16 protein-coding genes and 1 other annotated feature are annotated in these 17357 nt (G+C 41.1%); of the genes, 6 read left to right on the forward strand and 10 right to left on the reverse strand.

Annotation, left to right across the window (positions count from 1 at the left end; translation table 11 throughout):
- Positions 1-20 precede the first annotated feature (20 nt).
- Together NXG61_RS02045 and NXG61_RS02050 are read left to right on the forward strand one after the other, a co-directional pair.
- Positions 21-992 (forward strand): bifunctional 4-hydroxy-2-oxoglutarate aldolase/2-dehydro-3-deoxy-phosphogluconate aldolase, encoded by a 972-nt coding sequence (locus NXG61_RS02045; RefSeq protein ID WP_307224184.1) that lies wholly within the window; start codon positions 21-23, stop codon positions 990-992.
- A 29-nt stretch (positions 993-1021) separates the two neighbouring features.
- Positions 1022-1972 carry a C-terminal binding protein gene (locus NXG61_RS02050; RefSeq protein ID WP_307224183.1) on the forward strand — a complete coding sequence of 317 codons (951 nt, stop codon included), beginning with the start codon at positions 1022-1024 and terminating at the stop codon, positions 1970-1972.
- Positions 1973-2049: 77 nt separating this feature from the next.
- On the opposite strand, the gene NXG61_RS02055 is transcribed toward NXG61_RS02050, so the two are convergent.
- From NXG61_RS02055 to NXG61_RS02090, 8 genes are all read right to left on the reverse strand, one after another.
- A complete protein-coding gene (locus NXG61_RS02055; RefSeq protein ID WP_196604438.1) occupies positions 2050-2472 on the reverse strand; it encodes a universal stress protein in 423 nt (140 codons plus the stop codon).
- Positions 2473-2624: 152 nt separating this feature from the next.
- Complete coding sequence (gene tadA / locus NXG61_RS02060; protein WP_307224180.1) at positions 2625-3116, reverse strand: tRNA adenosine(34) deaminase TadA; 492 nt, start codon at positions 3114-3116, stop codon at positions 2625-2627.
- Positions 3100-3300 carry a hypothetical protein gene (locus NXG61_RS02065; protein ID WP_307224178.1) on the reverse strand — a complete coding sequence of 67 codons (201 nt, stop codon included), beginning with the start codon at positions 3298-3300 and terminating at the stop codon, positions 3100-3102. Before NXG61_RS02065 ends, tadA begins: the two co-directional genes overlap by 17 nt.
- 290 nt (positions 3301-3590) lie before the next feature.
- The gene (rlmH, locus tag NXG61_RS02070; RefSeq protein ID WP_196604436.1) at positions 3591-4070 is read right to left on the reverse strand and encodes a 23S rRNA (pseudouridine(1915)-N(3))-methyltransferase RlmH; all 480 of its coding nucleotides are present in this window, start codon (positions 4068-4070) and stop codon (positions 3591-3593) included.
- Entirely contained in the window at positions 4067-5170 is a 1104-nt protein-coding gene (locus NXG61_RS02075) for a S1C family serine protease (protein WP_370871667.1), read from the reverse strand. Before NXG61_RS02075 ends, rlmH begins: the two co-directional genes overlap by 4 nt.
- A 120-nt stretch (positions 5171-5290) precedes the next feature.
- Entirely contained in the window at positions 5291-6061 is a 771-nt protein-coding gene (locus NXG61_RS02080) for an MBL fold metallo-hydrolase (protein WP_196604505.1), read from the reverse strand.
- Positions 6062-6383: 322 nt separating this feature from the next.
- On the reverse strand, positions 6384-6593 hold the full coding sequence (locus NXG61_RS02085; protein WP_132548543.1) for a cold-shock protein: 210 nt from the start codon (positions 6591-6593) through the stop codon (positions 6384-6386).
- Between the two features lie 500 nt (positions 6594-7093).
- Complete coding sequence (locus tag NXG61_RS02090; RefSeq protein WP_196604435.1) at positions 7094-8551, reverse strand: DASS family sodium-coupled anion symporter; 1458 nt, start codon at positions 8549-8551, stop codon at positions 7094-7096.
- 490 nt (positions 8552-9041) lie between these two features.
- Here NXG61_RS02090 and panC point away from each other — a divergent pair, with 490 nt between their 5' ends.
- From panC to NXG61_RS02105, 3 genes are read left to right on the forward strand one after another with little or no spacing between them, the layout of a single operon-like run.
- Complete coding sequence (gene panC / locus NXG61_RS02095) at positions 9042-9893, forward strand: pantoate--beta-alanine ligase (RefSeq protein WP_307224174.1); 852 nt, start codon at positions 9042-9044, stop codon at positions 9891-9893.
- Between the two features lie 2 nt (positions 9894-9895).
- Positions 9896-10294, forward strand: a complete 399-nt coding sequence (panD, locus tag NXG61_RS02100; protein WP_307224172.1) for an aspartate 1-decarboxylase — start codon at positions 9896-9898, stop codon at positions 10292-10294.
- A complete protein-coding gene (locus NXG61_RS02105; RefSeq protein WP_196604432.1) occupies positions 10291-11223 on the forward strand; it encodes a bile acid:sodium symporter family protein in 933 nt (310 codons plus the stop codon). The genes panD and NXG61_RS02105 overlap by 4 nt, the downstream gene beginning before the upstream one ends.
- 145 nt (positions 11224-11368) lie before the next feature.
- Here NXG61_RS02105 and NXG61_RS02110 read toward each other — a convergent pair whose 3' ends face one another.
- Positions 11369-12538, reverse strand: coding sequence for an aminotransferase class I/II-fold pyridoxal phosphate-dependent enzyme (locus NXG61_RS02110; protein ID WP_307224170.1), 1170 nt, complete (start codon positions 12536-12538; stop codon positions 11369-11371).
- Positions 12535-13014: an Lrp/AsnC family transcriptional regulator gene (locus NXG61_RS02115; RefSeq protein WP_196604431.1), complete on the reverse strand. Its 480-nt coding sequence runs from the start codon at positions 13012-13014 to the stop codon at positions 12535-12537. The genes NXG61_RS02110 and NXG61_RS02115 overlap by 4 nt, the downstream gene beginning before the upstream one ends.
- 54 nt (positions 13015-13068) lie before the next feature.
- Positions 13069-13266, reverse strand: a binding site (T-box leader).
- Positions 13267-13465: 199 nt separating this feature from the next.
- Here NXG61_RS02115 and NXG61_RS02120 point away from each other — a divergent pair.
- Positions 13466-17350, forward strand: a complete 3885-nt coding sequence (locus tag NXG61_RS02120) for a phosphoribosylformylglycinamidine synthase (RefSeq protein ID WP_307224168.1) — start codon at positions 13466-13468, stop codon at positions 17348-17350.
- Positions 17351-17357: the final 7 nt, after the last annotated feature.

The raw sequence follows: 17357 nt of genomic DNA on the forward strand, positions 1-17357 counted from the left end.
TATTATAGGAGAAAAAATAAATGACCAGTAAAAACATGCAGGATATTTTTGATATTGGACTAGTTCCGCTTATATCGCTCGATGATGCGAATGATGCCGTACCGCTTGCACAAGCCCTCGTAAAAGGAGGCATTCCCGTTGCTGAGGTTACTTTTCGCACAGCTGCCGGTCTGGATTCCATCAGAGAAATGGCCGCAAAAGTACCGGATATTATTGTCGGGGCCGGTACTGTACACGATATAGCACATGCCGAACAAGCAATAGATGCAGGAGCAAAATTCATTGTCACTCCCGGTTTCAACCCGTCAGTGGTAAAATGGTGTCTTGACAATAATATTGATGTTGTTCCGGGAACAGCATCCCCTGCGGATATCGAAGCCGCTATGGCAATGGGACTCAACACATGTAAATTTTTTCCCGCAGAAGCTTATGGCGGAACAAAAACTTTAAAAGCTCTTTTGGGTCCTTTTTCGGGTATAAGTTTCATGCCGACAGGCGGTGTGAATGAAGAAAACATGCTTGATTATCTTTCATTGCCCAATGTCGTGGCAGTGGGCGGCAGTTTTATGACACCTTCTTCGGCAATCAAAGCAAAAAACTGGGATAATATCGTAGAAACCTGTCAACAAATATTAAGCCGCTTGCTGGGATTCAGCTTAGCGCACGTTGGCATAAACTGTGAAAATGCAAAACAAGCTGATTCAGTGACAAGCAGATTGGCTGAATTGTTTTTACAGGAAAAAATAGAGCATGACGGTGCCTATTTCGCAGGAAGCATGGCAGAAGTTATCAAATCCCCCTTTCTAGGAAAAAAAGGACATTTATGCATCGATACCAATGATATGATCCGAACAGTGGCTTATTTCAGACGCAAAGGAATAAAATTCAACGATGACACTTGGATAAATGATGAAAAAGGAAATCCCAAAGTTGTTTATTTGGCGGAAGAGGTCGGCGGTTTCTGTATACATCTGCGTCAAAAAGCGAAATAAAAGCATAATTTATATAATTGGAGGCTGATATGATGAAAGCAATTATAACGGACTGCGACCATGAGAATATAGACATTGAAATCAATATTTTTCAAAAAGCGGGAATACCGCTTGAATTGAAACAATGCCGTACAGAAGATGATGTAATACGCGAGTGCCAAAGCGCACAGGCGTTAATCGTGCAGTATGCGCATATAACAAAAAAGGTAATGGAAAATCTTCCTGAATTGAAAATGATCGTACGCTATGGCGTAGGTGTTGATACTGTCGATATAAAAGAAGCAACAACGCGTAATATCCAAGTCTGCAATGTTCCTGATTATGGAATGAACGAAGTCGCTGATCACGCGATTGCACTGATGATGGCATTTACACGCAAAATCGTGTTAATGAATGATTTCACAAAAAAATCAAAGTGGGATTACGTACGGAGCATTCCTGTGCACAGAGCTTCAAATCAAAGGGTCGGGGTTATTGGTCTTGGACGTATAGGCAGAAATTTTGCAATTAAGGCACATGCCTTGGGATATAACATTATCGGTTTTGATCCTTATTATAAAGAAAACGATGAAACCCGATTCATCAAGGTGGTATCTTTGGATGAGATTATTACTGAGGCGGATATTATTTCACTGCATATTCCCGCAGAAGGCAACAAAAATTTATTTAACAAAGATGTATTCACAAAAATGAAGAAAACAGCTGTTCTGCTGAATGTAGCACGCGGAGGAATCATCAACGAAGATGACCTTTATGAAGCACTAAAAGATGGTGAAATCGGCGGCGCAGGTATCGACTGTGTGGTAACTGAACCTATGAATCCCGGCAGCAGGCTCTTTGAATTGGAAAATTATATAGCTACACCGCATATGGCATGGTACTCTGAGGAAGCCGCTCAGGAACTTAAGCGCAAAGCCGCAGAAGAAGCCGTACGTTTTTTGACAAATAAAAAAGTTCATTATCCCATAAATAATCTTTAAGAATAGAATATATAAAAAAGCTCTTTTTCATCAAACAACTATTTTGTCTGATGAAAAAGAGCTTTTATATTAGGACTTTATTTTGCTATCACGACCGGGCACTTAGCATTTTCTACAACATACTGACTTACACTGCCGAGGAGAACTCCCTTAACAACGCCTAACCCACGGCTGCCCATTACGATCATATCATTTTTATTTTCCTGAACAAACTCAAGAATAGTAACTGCGGGAGACCCTGTTTCAGAGAACGCTTCCGCCTGTATATCGTGAGGAACTTTTTCCAATGCTTTATCCAAAACGGCATCGCCAGCTTTTGTGACCGCATCTAAAATAGCATCAGACAGACACGCGTTGATAGCTAATTGATTAATATTAGCTATATACAGGAAATTTATTTTTGCATTATATACTTGAGCCAAACTAAGAGCAAAATCAATTGCCTTATCGGAACCTTCTGAGCCATCTACAGGAACAAGAATTGTTTTTATATCCTTCATATAAATCCCTCCACATCTTTTTCTTACTACGATTATAATATAATTAATGGTGCTTGTCTATAACAGCTCATTTTCTAAAACCATCATAAAAATTACGATTTATTGAATAAAGGGACAGCTGTCATATACAAAAAGCAGAGAAACCTCTTTCATCATAAAGAAAAGGGTTCTCTGCTTTTATATCCCGTTCGCTTTACAGCAAAGAATTTGCGCAAAATCAGTTTGCATTCATCCTCAAGGACACCACCGCGTATTTCAATATTATTTTTTATGGCGGGATGCGATAAAACAGAAAATATAGACTCGACAGCTCCCATCCGGCTGTCAGGCGCCCCGTAAACGAGTCTGCCGATATGACTGAGGAGAATGGCACCTGCACACATCGGACATGGCTCAAGGGTAACATAAAGAGTCATATTAACAAGACGGCGGCAGGATAATTTTGCGCAAGCAATTCTTATCGCTGTCACTTCCGCATGCCCTGTAGCATCTTTTGAGTGCTCCTGCTCGTTATGCGCAGAAGCTATTATTTGTCCCTTATCATCAACTATAACAGCCCCGACAGGAACTTCATCTGAAAAAAAAGCCTTATCTGCTTCGCTCAATGCCAATTTCATCATTTTCTGGTCAACGGATCTGGGCATTTATTTCTACCTTATAAGCATCATTTTCTGTTTTTTCCATAGCCGTATGCAGCATTTTCTTGAAAGAAGGGGGATTTTTCTTTTTTTTTCTATTTAGGTCATTCCCCTGCATGTCAGTCTGAGTATATGCATAATTCGTCATTACACCAGCAGTTCTTGCAATTTTTTCAATACGTGGTACCATGGGAACCCCTCCTTTTGCAGATCAGTTTATCTGATAAAACATACCAGATATAATTTTGCATAGAGTCCTGAAAAGAAAATGACTCCTATATATATTATATCGTAATTTTTATAAGCATGCTAAAGTTTTTTTATTTTCAAGCAATGTTCAGCTTGCTAAATTTGTTAAATTTCAAGAAAATCATATAAAAAATATTTAATTCACCAATATGCACTGATAAATTTTTTGTCCAATTTCCGAAAAAACAATATTCTCATATATACCGATACCGCTAAAGGACAGACTGTAAATCACCAATGATAAGGTTCACCGCGGTTTATCTTAAAGGAACGATATATCTGCTCAACAAGCAGTAATTTTACCATCTGGTGTGTGAAGGTCATTTTTGAAAAGCTTATAAGTGAATCTGCCGTTTTCCGCAATTCATCGGACAGACCAAACGCGCCGCCTATAATAAAAGTCAGACTGCTTTTTCCTGTCACTGTCAGAAGAGATATTTTTTCTGCCAGCTCTTCTGAGGAAAAGAATTTTCCATATACATCAAGAACAAACAAGAAGCTGTCAGAAGGGACTTGTTTAAGTAATCTTTTTCCCTCAATATCGAGAATTTTTTCTTTTTCCTTAGCAGAAGGTGCGTCAGGCATCTTTTCTTCAGCAATTTCAATAATGTCAAGCTGTGTGAAAGGACGCAGGCGCTTTGTGAACTCACTTATTCCCTCACGCAGATAATTTTCTTTCAATTTACCCGCACTGATTATTGTTATCCTCATTGACTCTGGCTCGGCATTTCATTCAAAACCGCTGATACTGACAGCTCTTTGCCATCCCTGACAATATCCAAGGAAATTTTATCATCTATCTTATGTGCAGAAATAGCATCGCGCAGATCATTTACACTATTTATTTCTTTATCGTCTATTTTGGCTATGACATCACCGCGCTGTATGCCAGCCGAGGCAGCCGGTCCATTTGGAGCCACCTGAGCAACATAAACGCCCTTATCTATATTTAACAGATAACCATTTTTAGCCGCCGAATTTTTATCAAATATTCCCACACCTAAATAAGGTCTGGCCACTCGTCCATTAGCTATCAATTGATCTATTATCGGCTGAACTGTGTTTATAGGTATGGCAAATCCCATCCCCTCAACACCATTAGCTGCCAGTTTAGCGCTGTTTATGCCAATTATAAGACCGTCAGCATTCACCAGTGCTCCGCCTGAATTGCCGGGGTTGATAGCAGCATCCGTCTGCAAGAGTTTCACTCGTCCCTCGCCGATATCAAGGGTGCGATTCAAGGCACTGATAACACCTGCTGTAACACTGCCTTGGAATTCTAAGCCCATAGGATTGCCTATGGCTATTGCAGGCTCTCCTACCATTATATCATCTGAATTGCCAAACTTCGCCACCGGCAGATCAGCGGCATCCACTTTTACCACAGCTATATCAGTTACAGAATCCGCACCTACCAGTTTACCAGGCAAAGTACGTCCGTCTGCCAATGAAACCGTTATTTCCCTGGCACCGTCTATAACATGGTTATTGGTTACGATATAGCCATCACTTTTAAAAATTACACCCGAGCCGACCCCTTGACTGACTTCTACCTGATTATTAAACCAATCTCGTGCAACAGCTTTATTTGTTATCCCAACAACAGCAGGTCCTACTGCCTTAGCAGCGCGGACAATTGGTGTATTTCTGGCATCAGACACGGGACCGGACGGTACTTTTTCAGCCTGTGTCGTATTATTGTCAGTTGATGTAGTATTATTATCCTTTGGACCCGTTGAACAGCCTGCAGTGACAATCATCAAAATTACAGATACAATCATTAAAAAAGCAGTTAAACGAGAAAAACGCATTTTGTATTTTGAAATGCCAATCATGATCCTCACCCTTTCGACAGGACTTTCATTATCTAAAAGCAATTATCAAAGAAAAATATCACAAAAAATTTTATCAAATAGTAAAATCCGATTTTTCTACGGCAGCGTGACAGTCTCATTTTGTTTTGCCAGCTGAATAGTTATATCCGTTCCTAACTTTATGCCCTGGCGCTGGATAATTTCTGTGATGGTTTGCTTGGCAACAGACGGACAGTTATTTTCCTCACTCATATGTGCAAGAAAAACATATGGATTATGTTTTTTCATTCGTACCAGTGCCCACGCAGCATCATCATTTGACAAGTGTCCCTTATTTCCCATAATGCGCTGCTTCAATGCCCACGGATAAGCTCCCTCACGCAGCATTCTCTGATCATGATTAGCTTCGAGCACAAGAACATCAGACTCATCAATGGCTTCCTGAACTGTGCTGGTAACAAAGCCTAAATCAGTTGCCACCGTACATTTTTCATGGCTGCTGCGTATGCTGTAGCCTACCGGATCTGCGGCATCATGCGAGATACTGAATGCATCAACAGACAGGCCGCCTACTTGAAAATTTTCTTTTATAGGATGCAGACAATCAAGAGGAAGCTTCTCAAGACAATACATCGCTTTAAAAGTAGCAGCACGTGAATAAACAGGCAGATGATATTTTTTGCAGAGAGTTGGCAGCCCGTTTATATGATCACGATGCTCATGGGTGATTATCACGCCGCAGATATCACGTATATCGACACCTATATCCGTCAATGATTTATTGATTCTCCGTGCACTTATCCCTGCATCTATTAAAAGAAGTGTATTATCTATTTCAACAAAAATAGTATTGCCCTTACTGCCGCTGGCTAAAACAGAAACATGCAAATTTTTTCGTCCTTTCATGGAAACCTGTCATAATAATAAAATAGAAATCACCAATAAAACTAAATTTCATCGAAGCCGGAAATTATTCCGCTGAAAATTTGATCAATCAGTAAATCTGTCTGAATTATTATAGCACCTGAAAAGGTCGTACGGCAATCAAAGAAGAAGCAATATATCTTTGTCTCCTTTAAATTGTCTAAATAATATCAGCAATTTATGGCAAATTCATGGCAATTACTTGCTATATTTTCAACAATTAGACAAAAAAATATCACCCCTGCCATTATGGCATGGGTGATACGCGATTGTATCCTATATATAATTAGGCAACGCAAACATTAACAGCACGCATTTTGCTGCTGTCACGGCTATCGGGTTCAGCGTCGAAGGTTACTTTCTGGCCTTCTTCAAGGGTTTTATAGCCATCAGCCTGGATTGCGGAAAAATGTACGAATAAATCTCCACTTCCATCATCATTAGTAATGAAGCCATAGCCTTTACCTGCGTTAAACCATTTAACTGTTCCTGTCATTATATGAGTCCTCCTGAGAATTAAAAAAATATTTTATTCAATAGAATCAAACAAAAAACACATGCTCTTGTAAAACATCGAATGAACCAATCAATGACTTACAAGAGCATGTGAGTCCATTGCCAATCTCTGAATACTTTTTTACTATATCATGCAAAGTGAAAATTGTCAAATAAATATTTGCTTTTAAGCATCATTTTTATTCTATATTTTACAAACCATTAAAATATATTGTATATTTTATATTTAACACATTTTCGGTAGTCATAAACACTATATCACAGAAATAATAATAAACAGCGAATCTTCGGATATCCAATGATTCGCTGTTTTGAAAACATCAGTTTTTAAGATATTTATCAAAAAAACAACTGTGATTTTTGTTTTTATTGTCCGCTCCACAGAAGAGCCCACTCAGAAAATAATCATAGAGTCAATAAATATAGAGAAAAAGCAAACATAAAAAATGGACTGCCCCCCTATGCACTGGCAGCTGATTTTCATAAAACTATACCAAGCCATTTCCAATAAGTTGCGGCCATCAGCAATATCAGCAGATATGCAGCTATAGTAATAGGAATACCTGTGCGGATAAAATCACGGGCCGTTACAGTTTCCGTACTGAAAACTATCATATTTTGCGGGGCATTGACAGGAAGAATAAAGCCAAAGCATATCACATATTGCAAAACCATAGTCATGCCGACGATATTAAGCGAATTGTACTGCGACGCCCCTTGAAGAACTGATATTATAATCGGGATCATGGCGGCTGATAGGGCGGTAGCGCTGGCAAAACCGAGATGGATAACTATGAGGAATATACTCAGCACTGCCAATATACCAAATGCCGACATAGTATATAAGTCAAATTTACCGACGATATATGAAGCTACCCAATCGGCTGCTTTTGTGGACAAAATAGTCGATCCGAGGCTGATGCCTGTGCCGAAAAGCATCAGCGTCCCCCAGCTTACACGATTTTGGACATATTTCCAATCCATAATTCCTATTTTAGGCAGAAGCATAATTGTTATGGCTGACAAAGTCGTTGTCGTAGTATCAAGCGGGTGAACAATTTTTTCTGTGGCCCATAAAAATAAGAGAATCACAGAAATGATCATCAATTTTTTTTCTGCCACAGACATAGGACCAAGTTCCTTTAATGCTTTAGCCACAGCCTCTTTGCCGCCGGCTATTTCATCCGTTTCAGGCGGTATCATCTTCAACAGAATAAAGTAAAGGACCACTGACATAATCGCCGCAAACGGAGCGGCTGCAATGAACCATTCTCCCCAGCTTATATAGTAGCCAAGTTGTTTTTCGATGAAAGTAAGCGCGATCATATTCTGAGCTGCCGCTGTTTTTATGCCCACATTCCATATGCTGTCAGCTTGCGCGACAGCGATCATCATTACTGCTGCGAATCTGCTTTTCATTGAAACACCAAAAGAATTAATAATACCTAATATTATCGGCACCATGCAGGAAACTCTTGCTGTCGTACTCGGAACAAAAAAACTGAGAATAAAACCGACTGCTATAACACCGATCAGTACACGATTTGTTTTTGTGCCTATCTTGGATAAAATCATGAGAGCAATACGAGCATCAAGCTTTGTTTTAACCATGGCTACCGCAATAAACATGGCCCCTCCTACCAAGGCCAGCGCACTTGTACTGAAACCAGAAAGCGCATACTTTAAAGCTTCGGCTGTACCAAGCAATTTTTCAGGATGCACCGGATCAGGGGCAAGCCCCAGTAAAAGTGCCATAAGCGATACGATCAACACAGAACTCACCGAATACGCCACAGCTTCTGTCATCCATATTATTACAGAAAACACAAGGATGCCCAGCATACGCTGTCCGGATACGGAAAGGCCCTCCGGCGTCGGCAGCATGATTATAATCAGCAGGACGAGAATGCTCAAAATAAGACCATATTTTTTTCCCATATGAATCCCTCCCTAAACAATTATTAGAACATATTAATGGATAAATATAAAAAATACATAATCTTGCAGTGACAACCGTGCAAAATTGTCTATTGGAACATAAAAAGCTTCAAAACATTATGTTTTGAAGCTTCACTGCTCTCAATTTCATTTAATTATAGTATAATTTTTGCATAGTTTCAACATTACTTACTTCTATTTATAAAAAATATTAAATTTTATGCGTCCAGTGTATCTATATAGTAATTTTATTGTGCTGTCTGCTTATCTATGCTATTATAAATCCGTAACAAACATTTGAATGAACAGTATCATATTGAACTGTATCACGATATAAGCTGTTTTGTTATATTATTTATATCGCTTGGATCACTATGACCGAGACGGGGGCAATAGGCTTTCTATGCGCATTCCTTGTCGGAGTGCGCTTTTTTATTGCAATCCCTTTTCTTTTTTTGTTTGTTGCAAAAAAAATGAGGAGAGTTTTAAAATGATTTTATGTACTGATGTTAAGGGCTTACGCAAACTTGTGAAAGACACCGGCAAAAAGGGAAAAACGATCGGACTTGTTCCAACAATGGGTGCGCTGCATGAAGGACACATTTCATTGATCACTGCGTGCAGCAGGGAAAATGACCTGACAATTGTGAGTATATTTGTCAATCCTGTCCAATTTGGCCCCAATGAAGATTTCGACCAGTATCCGCGTGATTTATCAGGAGACTGCCAGAAAGCCGAAGCTGCCGGTGCAGATATTATATTTACGCCTGATGCCGGCTCGCTATATCCCGGCAAGGATATGACCTGGGTTGAGACAACAGGTGACATTGTAAAAGTATTATGCGGGCGCACACGTCCCATACATTTTCGTGGTGTTACAACAATTATTGCAAAACTATTCAACATAACCATGCCGGACAAAGCATATTTTGGTCAAAAAGATGCCCAGCAGGTGGAAGTTATAAGAAAAATGGTCAATGATCTATTTTTTGATGTAGAGCTGCACATTATGCCGATAGTACGAGAACAAGACGGTTTGGCAAAAAGTTCCCGCAATATTTATCTGAATAAAGAGGAACGACAGTCAGCATTGGTTCTTTATAAAAGTTTAAAATGTGCCCAGTCTTTGTTCCTGCAAGGTGAAAAAAATCTGCAAACAATATGCAGCGCAGTGCATGACATGATCGCGGCAGAACCCTTGGGCAGTATCGAATATGTAGAAGCATATTTACTGCCGGGGCTGATTCCGGCAAATGAAGAATTTAATGGCAGAGCATTAGTTGCTGTGGCGGTGAGATTCGGAACTACGCGCCTGATAGATAATGTGATTTTGGGGGAATAAATATGCTGTACAATATATTTCATGGAAAGATTCACCGCGCCGTTGTAACCGAAGCCAATTTATCATATATGGGGAGCATCACTATTGATACTGCCCTTTTGGAAGCAGCCGGAATTCTTCCCGGCGAACGGGTGCAGGTCGTAAATAATAACAATGGCAGCCGACTTGAAACATATGTAATAGCCGGGGAAAAAAACAGCGGGGTCATATGTTTGAACGGTGCGGCTGCAAGAAAAGCCGTCGTAGGAGATACTGTCATCATTATCGGTTATGCGCTGATGGACAAAAAAGAGGCTCAGACCTTTATGCCCAAAATAGTTACAGTCGATGAAAAAAATCATCTTCTGCAGACAATCGGCAGAGAAAAACCATTTCAAACATTCGAGGCTCAAACAAAATGATCAGACAAATGAACCGCCTGCTTGCCGGAGGTATGCCGTTTGGTGTTATAATTGCCGGTATAATTGGTATTATGCAGCCGTCATTATTTATCTGGTTTACTGACAAAATTGCTTATTTTCTCGGCGTGGTAATGCTCGGAATGGGAATGAATCTGTCTGCAGACGATTTCAAAACGGTCATAGAAAAACACCGCAGCATTCTGACAGGAATATTGCTTCAATTCATATTTATGCCGGCCGCAGCATATTTTATTGCTTTTGTTTTTAATCTTGCACCGGATGCGGCAGCAGGCATGATCCTGCTGGGAGCATGTCCAGGTGCCACCGCTTCGACCGTAATCACATACATGGCAAAAGGAGATATAGCATTGTCTGTTTCTTTGACTATGCTGTCGACATTTTTGGCTCCGATCCTGACACCACTGCTTCTTCTGTTTTTTGCCGGAAAATGGATCAGTATTGATTTTTTTGCCGTTTTGCTGAGTATTATGGAAATGGTATTTTTACCCGTGGCCGCCGGTATCTTATTTAACCGTTTTTGCGGTGCGGCTGCTGAGAAAGTCAGATATATTATGCCTGTTGTATCAGCTATGACAGTTATTATATTAGTCGGCACTGTAGTGTCGCTCAGTGCCGGTACTTTAGCTGACATGGGATTAAAAATATTAGCTGCAGTCGTACTTTATAACACCTGCGGTTTGGCAGCAGGATATTTTTCTGCCCGATTTTTTATTGTTGAAGAAGCCTCTGTGCGGACTTTAGCAATAAGTACGGGCATGAAAAATTCAGGGCTTGCCGCTTCACTCGCGATAATGCATTTTACAGCGGCAGCGGGGATCCCCGCTGCTATATTCAGCGTGTGGCATAACGTTTCCGGTTCTCTGCTGGCGGCATACATTAAAAACCGAAAAAAACAGCAGCTCCGATAAAGAATATCAAAGCCTGCAGCTGATATATTTTTCAAAAAACCTCAGCAGAACAAACGGGACAGCTTTTCACATAAACCTATGTGCTGCTGTCCCGTTTGTCATTTATTAATTAAAATATTAATCTTCTGCTCAAACCATCTCATTTTCAAATATTTTTTAAGAAATTTTCGATGCGATTCAACGCACCGGATATTTTGTCTATAGACGTAGCATAAGAGCAGCGGATAAACCCCTCACCGCATTCACCAAAAGCATTCCCCGGAATAACAGCCACATGTTCACGCTCAAGAAGATTTTCTACAAACTCTTCCGAAGTCATGCCGGTACTTTCGATATTCGGGAATATATAAAAGGCACCTTTAGGTTCAAAGGTCTTCAACCCCATACGACAAAATCCTTCATAAATCAGATGACGGCGCCGGTCATATTCATGAATCATTTTATGCATGTTGGCATCACCGTTCTGCAATGCTTCTATCCCTGCGACCTGAGCTGTTACAGGAGCGCAAAGCATTGTGTACTGATGGATTTTATTCATAGCTTCAATAAACACAGGATTGGCAAGTGCATATCCCAGCCTCCAGCCTGTCATCGCGTAAGCTTTGGAAAAACCGTTAAACAAGATCGTCCTGTCCTTCATCCCCGGCAGAGAGGAAAAGCATATATGCTCAAGTCCGCCGTAGGTAAGATCTCCATATATTTCATCAGAAAGAACGATAAGATCGTGTTTCTGGGCAAATGCAGCGATGCCTTTTAATTCTTCAGCAGTCAGAACCGTTCCTGTCGGGTTATTCGGATACCCTATCAAAAGAACTTTCGTCTTTGGTGTAACATATTTTTCCAGTGCATCCGCTGTAACACGAAATTCGTTTTCAATGCCGGTCGCAACAGGAACAGGTATGCCGCCGGCCAATATGACACACGCTTTATAAGAAACATAACAGGGTTCAGGGATCAGCACTTCATCACCTTGATCAAGAACAGCACGCAAAGCCAGATCCACAGCCTCACTTACCCCCACTGTGACAATGATTTCTTCCTCAGGATCATATTCAAGAGCATGGCTTCTTTTATAAAGAGCAGCAATTTCTTTACGCAGAAGGGGCATCCCTTTGTTTGTGGAATAGGATGTGTACCCTTTTTCAAGACCATAGACACAACTTTCACGGATATGCCACGGCGTTACAAAATCAGGCTCACCAATACCGAGTGTTATAACATCGTCCATTTTTGCTGCCACATCAAAAAATTTTCTGATGCCGGAAGGAGGGACCTGTTTGACGGCAGCCGATAAATTTTCTTCCCACTTATTCACGGAGTCATCACCAGCCTGCGGTCGTTTTCTTTATCATCCATTATAGTCCCGTCCTTCTTATATGCCTTCAGCATAAAATGACTGCGTGTAGAGGTGACTCCCTCAATGGTAGAAAGTCTGCGCGCAACAAAATCCGCTACTTTATTGAGCGATTGTCCTTCGATAATAACTAGGAGATCAAAGCTGCCCGACATCAGATAGACCGATTTTACCTCATCAAATCTATAAATACGTTCAGCAATGGCATCAAACCCTACTTCTCTTTGTGGTGCGACATTGACTTCTATAACAGAGGTAACATTATGATCGCCGAATCTTTCCCAATCGATAAGTGTATTGTAACTCATGATCACTTTATTGGCTTCAAGCTTTTTCAGTGCATCTTCAATTTCAAATTCAGATTTATTAAGCATTGCTGCCAGTTCTTTAACAGGACGGCGGGCATCATGCTCCAAAAGCTCAAGTAATTCTCTCATAAAAATTCTCCTTTAATCTTACTTCTTAAAAATAGATAAAAAAAAGCCCCGTCCGAAAAGGACGAGGACATTGTTCCCGTGGTACCACCTTAGTTAGCATATGCTCACTTCATGTCCGATATCGCAGACAAAACGGTCAATTTTCATTGACAGCTCACAAGTAGCTTTCTGCTGAATTGCTTTTGCGGCTCACACCACCCGCCGTTTCTCTGAAAAAGCAACACAACATACTGTCTTGTTCATTGCTCAGCTTCTATTTGAACTTTATAATAACACATACAAATATATTTTTGCAAGGAAAATTTATATTACTGCCGAAATGAACATTTTTCATTGCAGCTAAATATTATATCAGGCAATAGACAACACCATATTTCTAATGTAAAATGTTAATATGTAAGATTATACATGCATTTCCCGTATGTATTTATTTCATTATGGAGGCTGGATAATGTCAGTTAAGAGAATTTATGTGGAAAAACGTCCTGGATTTTTTGATACTCCGGCACAAAAGCTTTGTGCCGATCTAAGAAGCATGTTCACCGTGCCGGATTTAAGAGTTGTCCGTATTTTTCGTCGCTATGATATAGAAAATATAACCGATGACGAATTTGCCCGGGCGAAGAACGTGGTTTTCGCGGAAGCGCCTGTGGATGTCATTTTTGATGAAGAATTGCCTCAGATGAAAAAAGCCCGTATTTTTGCGGTGGAATTTCTGCCCGGACAGTTTGATCAAACAGCCGATTCAGCAGCACAATGTGTCCAGCTCATAACCCAAAAAGAACGCCCGCTTGTACGGACTGCAAAAATAATAGTGCTCATCGGCGACATTGATGATGAGTCTCTTGCTGAAATAAAAAATTATTGCATAAATGAAGTAGAATGCCGTGAAGCTTCTATGGAAAAACCACTGACACTTGCATTGCAGATGCAGGAGCCTGCTGATGTCGCAGTCATTGAAGAATTCCTTACAATGGCAGACAGTGAAATAAATACACTTCATGACAAATTAGGATTGGCTATGAGTTATGAGGATTTTTTATTTTGCCGCAATTATTTCCGTGAAAAGGAAAGACGCAATCCTACCATAACTGAAATACGCGTAATTGACACATATTGGTCTGACCATTGCAGACACACCACATTCACCACTGCCATAGACAGTGTAGAAATAGAAAACAGCAGCTATACGGCTGATATAAAGACATCTTACGCCCTATATAAAAATGACAGAGCTGATATTTATACAAAGGAACGGCCAATGACGCTGATGGACCTTGCCGTCATCGGTATGAAGAAGCTGAAAAAACTCGGCAAATTGGATGATTTGGATATATCGGAAGAAATAAATGCCTGCAGCATCGTTGTACCTGCCATGATCAACGGAAAAAAAGAAAACTGGCTTGTTATGTTCAAGAATGAAACACATAATCATCCCACGGAGATAGAACCGTTTGGCGGGGCTGCGACCTGTCTTGGCGGCGCAATAAGAGATCCTCTTTCAGGGAGATCTTACGTTTATCAGGCTATGCGTGTCACCGGTGCAGCTGATCCCCGCCGCAATCTTGAAAATACAATAAAAGGCAAGCTGCCCCAGCGAAAAATCACACGTGACGCAGCATCCGGATACAGCTCATATGGCAATCAGATCGGACTTGCCACCGGACAGGTGCGTGAAATATACCATGAAGGATTCATGGCAAAACGTCTGGAAGTTGGTGCTGTTATAGGAGCAGCACCGCAGAAAAATGTGGTAAGACAACAGCCGCAGACGGGGAATCTGATAATTTTAGTTGGCGGACGCACCGGACGTGACGGCATCGGCGGCGCCACAGGATCTTCCAAGGAGCATACCGTAGAGTCGCTCGAAACCTGCGGCGCAGAAGTACAAAAAGGCAATGCTCCGACTGAGCGCAAGCTGCAAAGGTTATTTCGCAAGGAAGAGGTCACACGCCTGATAAAACGCTGTAATGATTTTGGCGCCGGTGGAGTGGCAGTAGCCATAGGTGAACTGGCAGACGGACTGTACATTGATCTGGACAAGGTAAAGAAAAAATATGCGGGGCTTGACGGAACAGAATTGGCCATTTCCGAATCTCAAGAAAGAATGGCTGTAGTGGTTGATGAAAATGACGCTCAAAAATTTATTCATTATGCTGATGAAGAAAACCTTGAAGCTGCTATTGTTGCCGTAGTGACCGATGACAACAGACTGCGTATGATCTGGAAAGACAAAACTATCGTCGACATAAGCCGCGCTTTTCTGCAGACAAACGGTATTCAGCAGCATGTGACGGTAAAAGTAGCTGCTCCGGACAAAAATAACACATACTTTTCACGGCTGCCAAAACTTAATTGCGGCAAAGACGCTGTTGAAAAATTATGGCTGGACAATCTGCAGGATCTCAATGTCTGCAATCAAAGGGGCCTTGTAGAACAATTTGATTCTACTGTAGGTTCCGGCAGTATTCTGATGCCTTACGGTGGATACACACAAAGAACTCCTGCTGAGGGGATGGCAGCCAAGTTGCCCGTAATAGGAGGAAATACAGATACCGGTACATTGATGGCCTTTGGTTTTGATCCGCATTTAATGGAATGGAGTCCTTACCACGGAGCTATTTATGCTGTAGTAGCCGCGTTGGCAAAAATCACAGCTATGGGCGGTGATTATACACGTGCCCGGCTTACATTACAGGAGTATTTTGAAAGCCTTGGCAAAGATCCTGTCAAATGGGGCAAACCATTTGCCGCACTTTTAGGAGCATTGCGGGCACAGCATGAATTCGGTACTGCGGCAATAGGCGGTAAGGATTCTATGTCCGGCACATTCATGGATCTGACTGTACCTCCGTCATTGATTGCTTTTGCGGTTAGCCCTGTACTCACTAAAAACATAGTATCATCTGAATTTAAATTAGCCGGCAATAAAGTATATATGCTCTCAGCAGAACGAGATAAAAATGATCTTCCCATGTTTGAAGGTTTGAAAAAGAATTTTGCAGTGGTCCGCTCTCTATCGGAAAAACGTAAGATATTTTCAGCTATGAGTGTCGGAAAAGGCGGTATAGCCGCAACCGTCAGCAAAATGTGCCTGGGTGAAAATATTGGTTTCAAATTCAGCAGTGATATAGCTTATGATGTTCCTAAAATATTTGGCAGCTCTTATGGTTCTTTGATCATTGAAGTATCTCAGAATATCGATCTTTCCGAGCTTCGCGGCGCCAATTTCTGTCTGTTGGGAGAAACCAACAGCATGCCGCGTATAATATATGGCGATGTAGTTATTTCACTTGACAATATAGCTAAGTCTTATGATGCGCCATTAGAAAGCATCTTCCCCACACAAATAAAAACTCTCCTGAAACGTGATGAAAGTAAGCTTGCAAAATTTGATACATCAATCGGTTTTGAAGCAGAAAAAATATTTGCCAGCACAAGTGCCAATGTCTCCTTATCCAGCAATCGGAATTTCTCCAAAACAGTCAGCCTTATCTATAAGGCAAAAAATATAATACACCGTTCTGTACCTGTTGCCAGACCAAAAGTTTTTATCCCTGTTTTTCCGGGGACCAACTGTGAATATGAATCGGAGGCAGCATTTAGGCGTGCTGGTGCTGAGGTTCAGACTTTTGTAGTTCGCAACCTGACTCCCTCGGCTGTTGAAGAATCAGTTTTGGCAATAGAAAAAGCTATACAAACATCGCAGATAGTATTTCTGCCCGGTGGCTTTTCCGGTGGAGACGAACCTGACGGCAGCGGCAAATTTATAGCTGCCGCATTTAGAAATCCGCGCATTGCCGACGCGATAAACAAATTGCTTTATCAGAGGGACGGGCTGATGCTCGGCATCTGCAACGGTTTTCAGGCACTTATAAAGCTTGGTCTTCTGCCATACGGGGAAATCCGCGAGCTTGATATTGATACACCAACACTTACCTATAACCAGATAGGCCGCCATGTATCCAGAATGGTACAGACAAAAGTCGTTTCCGATTTATCTCCATGGTTCGTTAAAACAACCTTGGGTGCTATACATACAATGGCGGTTTCTCATGGCGAAGGCAAATTTTTCGCCTCTAAGCAGGTGATAGGACAACTTCGCAAAAAAGGCCAGATAGCTACCCAATATATAGATTATGAAGGAAACACATCGACAGAAATAGTGTATAACCCCAATGGATCTATTGATGCCGTTGAAGGTATTACCAGTCCTGACGGTCGCATTTTGGGGAAAATGGGGCATTCTGAAAGAACCACGGATGACTTGGCTATAAACGTACCCGGAGAAAAAAATCAGCTTATATTTGAATCAGGCGTCGCATATTATAAATAATATAAAT

Origin of the sequence: Pectinatus haikarae, assembly GCF_050916305.1 — a bacterium.
GTDB classification, from domain to species: Bacteria; Bacillota; Negativicutes; order Selenomonadales; family Selenomonadaceae; genus Pectinatus; species Pectinatus haikarae.